A 2,632-nucleotide genomic window follows, 5' to 3' on the forward strand; every position below is an offset into this window, starting at 1 on the left:
TTTCCTATAACTTAATTATTGTTATACTTTTTAAGCATAAAAAATAGTTGTATGTGAGGTCATTTTGGATATTAAAGTATTACGTTATTTTTTAGCTCTTGCTAGAGAGGAAAGTATCACTGCGGCTGCTGAGTATTTACATCTGACTCAGCCAACATTATCTCGTCAACTGGCTGAATTAGAGCAAGAATTGGGTAAAACCTTATTTATTCGAGGCAGTCGTAAAATTACCTTAACCGATGAAGGTATGCGTTTACGCAAACGTGCTGAAGAAATTTTAGAATTAGTGCAAAAAACTGAATTAGAGTTTCAAACCTCAGCTGAGGAAATCAGTGGCGATATCTATATTGGTTGTGGTGAAACCCATGCCATGGGATTAATTGCTGAGGTTGTTAAGGCATTACAACACGACTATCCGCAAATTCATGTGCATATTTATAGTGGTGATGCTGATGAAGTAACAGAACGTATCGATAAAGGCTTACTCGATTTTGGATTATTAATTGGTGTGGAAAATATCAGCAAATATGAGTCGTTACTATTGCCCGAAAAAGATACTTGGGGGGTGTTAATGCGTAAAGATAGTCCACTTGCGCATCAAGATGTGATTAGACCTAGCGATTTATGGAACTTGCCACTTATTATCTCTAAACAGAAAGAAGTCGATATCCGAATTACGCGCTGGTTAAAACGTGATTTAGATAAACTCAATGTGATTGGCTCATATAACCTACTTTACAATGCCTCACTTATGGTTGAAAAAAACATGGGTTATGCATTAAGTATTGATAAGCTGATTAACACGACTGGTAATAGTCATCTTTGTTTTAAACCTTTAGAGCCACAATTAACGGTTGATATTCACATAGTTTGGAAACGTTATCAAATTTTTTCAAAAGCTGCTGAAATCGGTTTACAGCGAATGAAACAGGCTTTTTCTCAATAAATCCCTCTGAATATAGAAGTGAGCAAAATGATCCTCCTATTTTGCTGAGCTTATTCTTATAACTTCTTTTTATTGATATTAATGACATTAAATACAGCTTATACCCATGCTTTTAAAGCATAAATAACCATAAAATATAAGTAATTTACATATCTTTAGCTGCTATTTAGACTATGACCCATTCAATTCATTCGTCTTTAATATAATAATGGGATTAACCATGTCAGATAACACATTAAATTCCCCAACTACGGCGTATTGGGGAGCAATATTCTCGCTATTTATTGGGGTAACAAGTTTGATTACCGCGGAATTTATTCCCGTTAGCTTATTAACACCTATCGCACAAGATTTCAATATTACTGAAGGTCAAGCAGGCCAAAGCGTCACAATGGTGGGGATTTTTGCAGTAGTCACCAGTCTGGTTCTCGCACCCATGACCCAAAATATTAATCGTCGGGTAGTATTACTCACTTTTTCTATTTTATTAGTATTATCCAATTTGTTCATTGCTGTTGCGCCTAATTATTTCATTATGCTGATTGGTCGAGCGCTATTAGGGATTTGTGTTGGCGGATTTTGGTCAATGGCATCTGCTGTAGTATTACAATTAGCGCCGAGTAAAGATATTCCTCGAGCATTAAGTATTGTCTATGCCGGAGTGTCGGTTGCAACGATTATTTCACTGCCTCTTGCCAGTTATTTAGGTCATTTAGTCGGTTGGCGTAATGTGTTTTTTATTGCTGCGGCGTTAAGTTTTATCGCGCTAGTTTGGCAACGGCTTACCCTACCATCTTTACCGCCGCGTGAAAGCACTAATTTTAAAAATATGTTTGCCCTATTTAAGCAAAATTGGTGTTTTCTTGGCATTATCGGTACAATTTTTAGTTATGGAGGTTATCACCTCTTTTTTACTTATCTGCGACCGTTTTTAGAGCACAATTTAGCACTACAAGCCGGTCCGTTAACCCTTATTTTATTGGTGTTTGGTATCGCTAATTGCATCGGAACCTTTGTTGCGGGTTTACTACTTGGCCGATTTTTTAGACCTGTGATGATCGCCATTCATTTAGTCTTAGCCGCTATAGCCATGCTCTTATTTATTAAATATAGGTTTTTAAGTTCTGATAATGTGACTATGGATACTACATTAGTGATTGCTTGGGGATTTGTGTTTGGATTTATCCCTGTTGGTTGGTCAACGTGGATCACTCGAACGCTTGCTGATAAAGCTGAACTGGTTGGTGGATTATCGGTTGCCGCGATTCAATTTTCCATTGGTTTAGCGGCTGGTGTTGGTGGAATGACCTTTGACCAATTAGGGTTTAGTGGCATTTTTATCACGGCCACGATTATTTGTATTATGGGTGCCATCATTACCGCCTTGTGTTTTAGTTTATATAAAAAAGCAACAGGCAACCTTGCTTAATCAATCTCATATAGATAAAAAGGATCACAAATAAAATTCAAGTTTACGGCTTTAGTGTTTATGCTAACTTTTGTACAAACAACACTTGCAAACACAGCAGAAGTGGCTATGCAACATTTTCCAAATCCATCAACAGTGAGTCAGGCATTACAACCTTTAGTCTCTGGCGACACCCCCTTTTGGAATGATCATCCTAAAATTAATGCCGAATGGCATCAATGGGTCGATACGATTGCTGCCCAAACATTAAAAACACT

2 protein-coding genes and 1 pseudogene are annotated in these 2,632 nt (G+C 37.2%); all 3 read left to right on the forward strand.

The window, feature by feature from the left end; all coding sequences use genetic code 11:
* Positions 1-64: 64 nt before the first annotated feature.
* Entirely contained in the window at positions 65-946 is an 882-nt protein-coding gene (locus Q0K76_RS12935) for a LysR family transcriptional regulator (protein WP_025331360.1), read from the forward strand.
* A gap of 220 nt (positions 947-1,166) precedes the next feature.
* Positions 1,167-2,375, forward strand: coding sequence for an MFS transporter (locus tag Q0K76_RS12940; protein WP_294616080.1), 1,209 nt, complete (start codon positions 1,167-1,169; stop codon positions 2,373-2,375).
* A 60-nt stretch (positions 2,376-2,435) separates the two neighbouring features.
* Positions 2,436-2,632: pseudogene (locus Q0K76_RS12945) on the forward strand (hypothetical protein); the annotation flags it as partial.

Source organism: uncultured Gilliamella sp., from assembly GCA_945271295.1.
GTDB lineage: Bacteria > Pseudomonadota > Gammaproteobacteria > Enterobacterales > Orbaceae > Gilliamella.

Bases quoted from the DNA above. Each gene is read 5' to 3' on its own strand.
- Q0K76_RS12940 (WP_294616080.1), top strand. From the start codon at position 1,167: ATGTCAGATAACACATTAAATTCCCCAACTACGGCGTATTGGGGAGCA.